This is a genomic window from Shewanella sp. SR44-4 (assembly GCF_014163715.1).
In the GTDB taxonomy this organism is placed as follows: Bacteria; Pseudomonadota; Gammaproteobacteria; order Enterobacterales; family Shewanellaceae; genus Shewanella.
In genome coordinates this window covers 108,755-114,808 of sequence record NZ_JACJDU010000008.1, presented here as the reverse complement: position 1 = coordinate 114,808, position 6,054 = coordinate 108,755, and the positions used below count along the sequence as shown (strand labels likewise).

Genomic DNA, 6,054 nt, shown 5'->3' with positions numbered 1-6,054 from the left:
CCGATATAAAACACTTTATCCTTCCAGATAAAAGAAAGCACCGAACGTATCCACGCTCAGTGCTCTATATACCTAGCCGTTATCCACTTAAATATAAACAGTAATGCTTATCCGAATAGCATTAGATAAATATATCGGCCTTTTTTTTGTACTAATTGTATTATCTCTAGATGAGGTTACTTAGTTTGTGTAGGTCGCCATTGTGCCCATTCATCTTGCATATTCTCATGCAATGGGAAACGTTCGGTTGCATTGATACGATTACTATCTGATGTTGTATCTTGGGTCGCAAATGCTATACCACCGGCGAGTATCGTTTCTAATGAGCCTGTTTCTAACTGTGCACCCGAAAATAAACCGACGTCTAATTTAATACCAGAGGCATCCCAAAACTGGCTAGTCTGGTTGATTAAGTGACTATATTCAGCATTTACATGGGCAAACAACGTAATTTCAATTCCTGAGTCATCCAACCTGTATCCATCAATTTGTCCGACTTTAATTCCGCGGAAAAATAGCGGTGTACCGACCTTAATAGAACCTAGTTGATCGTCTACTAATTGGAATGCTAATGCATCTTTAGGTACGGTAGCCTCAAAGCTCGAGTGAGGTTGGGCAACAAAATTATCAATAATTTCTGTGCTGTTACCTGGGATAACACCAATATAAGGACCCGTTAATAGTGTTTCTGGGGCATTAATACCCGCTAAAGAAATTTGTGCATCGACGATAAAAAATTCAGTGTCACTGGCACTAAAATGGTTTACGTAATGGCCATAGATATAAGCTTGTGCATTCTGAGTGTTTAAATCTTGATTTAGTTTAACCTGTGACACTTCACCAATTTTATGCCCTTGATAGCGAATAGCCGCTTTTTCTGACACTTTAGTACTCACAGGCAGAGTGAGGTTGATGACTTTAGCCTGCATGAGTGCGAGTGACTTGTTATCATATAATCGTAGATTAGGTTGATTATTTTCAGTATCAACTCTGTCGTCTATATGTCCAAGGGTAATACTGCCATTTATTGCACCTTTCAATGGTGCAACATTGATATCGACACCGGCTAAACTGGCATTGATGGCTACAGCGTCATTACGCCAAAAAACCGTAGTGGGCTTAATTAACGGAACAAATTTATTGTCGATATTGATATCGATATTAAATTTATCCGTTTTAGCTAACCAATTGACTTTATTCACTGAGCCTATTTGCATTTTTTTGTAATAAATTGGCGAGCCTTCAGCTAAGTCGGCACCATCAATACTAGTTAAAGTAAAGGGTGTCAGCTGTTGTTGAGCGTAAAGCGTTTGGGCCGATTCAATTGATTCGTGCAGTGTTAAAGTACTATTAGCCGAAAGCAGCATTTCGCTGTTACCCGGAATTAAGCTAATAGCGCCTTCCAACATCGTAGTGAGGTCGCGAGTTTTAACATTAACGCCCTCTAGTGAAGCATTAATGGCTATGGCACTTTCAGGAACAAAGAAGCTTCCCTTAGTCAGCAAACTCTTAAACTCTGGTTGAATTTCAATGTTATATTCAACAGTTGAAAAGTCTTTACTTAAACCAATACTGGTTATCTGCCCAATAGGCAATTGTTTATATCGCACTTGCGCGCCATTACTGACACCTGTGTGAGTCGTGGCAACTACCGTCAATTTAAGTTTGTCTTGACTGAGCAAATCGGGAGCATGTGATGCCAATTCAAATTGCATCGCCTCTTCGGTTATTTGAGTGCCTGGTAAGACATTAATAACACTGCCAGTAACCAGTCTACTGATATTTTTGACACCTTTTAATGATAACTCGGCACCACTTATCCAAAATTGGCTATCGTTGGTAATTAATGCTTTGTAATGATGTTCAACCCGAGCAATAAGCTTCACTCCAGTGTCGGTTAAGGTTACTTTTTCTATTTCACCAATAACGATACCGCGGTAGGTGATGGCGGTGCCTTCATTAACATCTTCACTGCTAGATGCAGTTAAATCAAAATGAACACCTCCAATAGCGGTAAGCTCATCCTCATATAGGTTGTAAACATCACCATTTTGGGCCTTTTCAGTGTAGCTGCCGGTATCAAAGCTGATGCCGCCGGCCAAAATAGACGCGATACTTTCAGTGCTGACTTTTATCCCCGCTAAAGAAGCATCGATTTTCAAGCCCGATACATTCCAAAAATGGGAGTCTTTATTGACTAAATGGGCATATTGTTCTTGAACAAATGCGCTGATAATTATTTGTTTATTTCCGTCGAGGCGATAACTGACAATGCTTCCGACAGGTGCTTGACGGTAAAATACAGGCGAGCCAACATCAATCGAACCCAGTTTAGGGGATTTTAGTTCGATCATCAGTCCTTCACTGCCGGGGAGTATCGCAGGCGCTTCACGTTGTGCTTCAAATACGGTTGCAGAGCGGCCATCACCAGGTTGAAGAGCAATATAATTACCAGAAAATAACGTATCGAGTCCTTCAACTCCGGTAATACTTGCTTTAGGTTTTACTAACCAAAAAAGGGTGTTTTTATTGAGGAAAGGGTCGGCACGGTAATCCATAATAACTTTAACGTTTACCCCTTTTAGATCATCGTCAATACCAATGTCAGTGACTTTACCTACCGTCAATCCTTGGTATTTGACCAACGTTTTGCCGATATCAATACCCGTAGCACTAGGGAAATGTATTAATATTTCAATGCCGGATTCTTTAATGCTTTTGACCCCTAACCAGGCACCTAATATCAAAGCAACAACCGGTAATAACCATATTGGCGAGAATAACTTTTTCTTCACAATTTTAGGCGATTCAATTTGTGTCATCAGTGTTTTCCAAGCGGTCCCAAAGTAATCGAGTATCTAACACTTTTGCTGCGACTTGCGTTAGTAAGATAACTAACGCAAATGCTGTCGCGGCAGGTGCAGGTTTTGCGTCTAATAATTGCCCCATATTAACTAAGGCAACTGTTAATGAAATAACGAATAAATCGAGCATTGACCAGCGGCCGATCCATTCAATAATGTGAAACCCAACCATTAATTTTCTTTTTGATATTGGTAAGTTAAAACTAATAGCCGTCAAGTAAGTCGCTAAGCCAATAATTTTAAGCCAAGGTACTAAAATACTGGCAGTGAAAACAATGATAGCAATCGGAAACATACCGGTTTTGACTAAATGACTAATGCCACTAAAAATGGTGTCATTGGTGACCACTCCGCGATTAGTTAACAAGGTAATAGGGTAAATATTGGCGACAACAAGTAAAATTGTCGCGGTAACTAATAAAGCCCAACTTTGTTGGATGCTGGCATAACTACGGCTACTTAATTGACTAAAACAACGTCGACAATGACTGTTACTTGTGACGTTAAGTTTGCGACAAACAGGGCATAAACATAAGCCCATTTTCTTGCCCTGAATATGAGGTAAAACCTCAGTTTTCGGCTCGTTATCGGTATTCGCAGTTTGCTTAGGGCTGTCCACTATATGTTCATTGGATGGTGTAATTGGAGTACTAGGCATCTACATAACTCCACATGTGTTCTAGATTATATTCACGTTGTAAAAATAAGATGATGATAAACAACATTGTAAAACTGAATGTTCCCATACCAAAATACACATCGGAAAAGTCTGATAACTGAAAGGCCGACACGAGAAAACTGATGACATAAATTTCTAACATGGTCATTTGTGATATCAAACCATGATTTTTTAACAATGTAGTGTAGGTTCTTTGCCAAAATGAGTTGTGCAGTTTTAATTTTACAATTACAACTTGAGCCATAATTGACAAAATCAATAACCCAGGCGCGATAACTGCAGCAACCATTACCGCTAGGCCTACAACCCAATATCCTTCGGCCCAAACCGTCACAGCAGCTTGCAGCACCGTAGTGGTTCGTACACTGCCAAGGAAGTGGATTTCGAGTACTGGCAATAAATTAGCAGGAATAAAAATAATTAACGCCGCAACGCATAACGCTAGCATGCCATTAATGGAGCAATAAGGTGAATCATAGAGCGCCGTGTGGCAACGCGGACAAAGCGCACGGGCACTTGAAGGCAAAGCTCGTTTTCTCACTGCCAAATCACATGATTGGCATAGAATTATAGAATCATGATCATCAAATTCATGCATGAAGAATTAATCTAATCCATAGTAAAACACATTATTGGGTAGCGAAGAGTCAAACCTCTCTGCTTGGCCTTATATTGGCAGAAAAATGAGTTAATTGTTAAATAATCTCGATTTTCTTGTGCTTGATAATATCAGAATAATCAGAACACTTGCATCATAAGTTAACTATGTGAGATTCTATGCACTGTATATAAAAACAGTGAGGATTACATCATGGCAGTGATAACCCAATTTGTCGTGGTCAGAGAAGGGGTGGAAAAGATGACATTTATATCGAAGAAAGAGGCTGATGCCTACGATAAGATGCTTGATATTTCCGATAACCTAGTGCCATTTCTTATTAAGGCAGACCTCGGACTTGATGAAAATAAATGCGAACAGCTGGCATTTTATCTAGCAAACAATAAAGATGAGCTTTCTAACTTGCTAAAAGGCATCGTACAGGTTAAAAACGCTCCTACAGCGAAAACTAAAAAGACTACGGCTAAAACTACATCTGCAGAATAGTCGTATTCATCACTCATTCTTCGATTGAGTGTCAGCTTAAGGAATGGACATGAAAACCGAATTTTACCAAACATTAAATCGTCAAGCACAAGCTTTACTTGAAGGCGAAGATGATTTGATTGCTGCTATGGCAAATTTTTCAGCGTTGCTAAATGACAACCTAGAAGACCTAAACTGGGCAGGTTTTTATATTAAGCGTGGTGAACAATTAGTCCTTGGACCATTCCAAGGTAAAGTGGCTTGTACCCGTATCAATATCGGCAAAGGTGTTTGTGGCACTGCCGCAGCAGAAAATAAAACCCAACGAGTTGCCGACGTTCATCAATTTGATGGCCACATTGCATGCGATTCTGCCAGTAATTCAGAAATCGTGATCCCTGTTAGGCAGGGTAATGAGGTTGTGGCAGTGTTAGATATTGACAGCCCATTACTGAATCGATTCGATCAAGATGATCAAATTGGTTTAGAAAACATGGTAAAAAGTTTCGAAACTTGCCTATTTGGTTAAATAGCGAACAAATTAGATTAAATCATGGTCGCATTCGCTGTCGCGGGCTTTATAATATGCCGCTATACGCATTTGTGCTGGATTTACTGATGAGCGATGATTAAGCTGAGAGTAAGTTTGGTTAAATTGTTAAGGTTTGTTTCAATGACTTTAGCAAACTGGCGGATAGTGATATTTTGTACGTTAAGCCTTAACAGTAAGGTTTAACGAAAGATGAACGACTGCAAGGCAAATTGTATGCCGCATAATCAGTCCCTTTATTAACGTGGAAGTAAAAATGGAATCAACAGACAAGTTGACCGACACCAACGCAATTTTAGCGTATTTATATGAAACCTTTCCTTTATGCTTTATTGCAGAAGGTGAAACGAAGCCATTAAAAATTGGTTTGTTTCAAGATTTGGCTGAACGGTTAGCTGATGATTCTAAAGTCAGTAAAACACAATTACGTGTAGCGCTTCGTCGCTACACAAGCAGCTGGCGCTATTTGAAAGGCGTTAAAGCAGGTGCTAAACGTATAGATCTTGACGGTAATGAATGTGCTGAATTAGAACAAGAGCACATTGACCATGCTATTTTGACGCTTAAAGAAAGCCAAGATAAAGCCAAAGCAAAACGTCAAGCGTTAGCGCCTAAAAAGCCGGCAAAGAAAGTGGCACCTAAACGTGCTCCTGCCGTTAAAAAGGAACGTCCTGCACCGGTAGCGGCTCCAGTGATTAAACTTGTGCCGGCTAAGCTAGAAGATTTAAAACAAAAACAACGCGTTAATGTTAAATTAGGTGCCACACCTGTTCCTGGTGTTGTGACTGATATTAATAAAGAGGATGTGCTTGTTCAATTAGATTCTGGCTTATCCATCAAAGTACGTGCTGAGCACATACTATTATAGAAATTTAAG

At 39.8% G+C, this 6,054-nt stretch carries 6 protein-coding genes; 3 read left to right on the top strand and 3 right to left on the bottom strand.

Annotated features, from left to right (window positions below):
* Positions 1 to 176 precede the first annotated feature (176 nt).
* The 3 genes from H5125_RS06190 to H5125_RS06180 form a co-directional block, all read right to left on the bottom strand.
* Positions 177 to 2,822, bottom strand: coding sequence for a PqiB family protein (locus H5125_RS06190; RefSeq protein WP_182743776.1), 2,646 nt, complete (start codon positions 2,820 to 2,822; stop codon positions 177 to 179).
* A complete protein-coding gene (locus H5125_RS06185; protein ID WP_101087225.1) occupies positions 2,809 to 3,405 on the bottom strand; it encodes a paraquat-inducible protein A in 597 nt (198 codons plus the stop codon). Before H5125_RS06185 ends, H5125_RS06190 begins: the two co-directional genes overlap by 14 nt.
* A 109-nt stretch (positions 3,406 to 3,514) precedes the next feature.
* Entirely contained in the window at positions 3,515 to 4,141 is a 627-nt protein-coding gene (locus H5125_RS06180; RefSeq protein ID WP_011637688.1) for a paraquat-inducible protein A, read from the bottom strand.
* A 213-nt stretch (positions 4,142 to 4,354) separates the two neighbouring features.
* Here H5125_RS06180 and H5125_RS06175 point away from each other — a divergent pair, with 213 nt between their 5' ends.
* From H5125_RS06175 to proQ, 3 genes are all read left to right on the top strand, one after another.
* The gene (locus tag H5125_RS06175) at positions 4,355 to 4,648 is read left to right on the top strand and encodes a YebG family protein (RefSeq protein ID WP_101086979.1); all 294 of its coding nucleotides are present in this window, start codon (positions 4,355 to 4,357) and stop codon (positions 4,646 to 4,648) included.
* Positions 4,649 to 4,697: 49 nt separating this feature from the next.
* Positions 4,698 to 5,156, top strand: coding sequence for a GAF domain-containing protein (locus tag H5125_RS06170; protein WP_101086980.1), 459 nt, complete (start codon positions 4,698 to 4,700; stop codon positions 5,154 to 5,156).
* Between the two features lie 277 nt (positions 5,157 to 5,433).
* Positions 5,434 to 6,045: an RNA chaperone ProQ gene (gene proQ, locus H5125_RS06165; protein ID WP_011637685.1), complete on the top strand. Its 612-nt coding sequence runs from the start codon at positions 5,434 to 5,436 to the stop codon at positions 6,043 to 6,045.
* Positions 6,046 to 6,054 lie beyond the last annotated feature (9 nt).

Bases quoted from the DNA above. Each gene is read 5' to 3' on its own strand.
- H5125_RS06175 (WP_101086979.1), top strand. From the start codon at position 4,355: ATGGCAGTGATAACCCAATTTGTCGTGGTCAGAGAAGGGGTGGAAAAG.
- H5125_RS06185 (WP_101087225.1), bottom strand. From the start codon at position 3,405: ATGGGCTTATGTTTATGCCCTGTTTGTCGCAAACTTAACGTCACAAGT.
- H5125_RS06180 (WP_011637688.1), bottom strand. From the start codon at position 4,141: ATGCATGAATTTGATGATCATGATTCTATAATTCTATGCCAATCATGT.
- H5125_RS06170 (WP_101086980.1), top strand. From the start codon at position 4,698: ATGAAAACCGAATTTTACCAAACATTAAATCGTCAAGCACAAGCTTTA.
- proQ (WP_011637685.1), top strand. From the start codon at position 5,434: ATGGAATCAACAGACAAGTTGACCGACACCAACGCAATTTTAGCGTAT.
- H5125_RS06190 (WP_182743776.1), bottom strand. From the start codon at position 2,822: ATGACACAAATTGAATCGCCTAAAATTGTGAAGAAAAAGTTATTCTCG.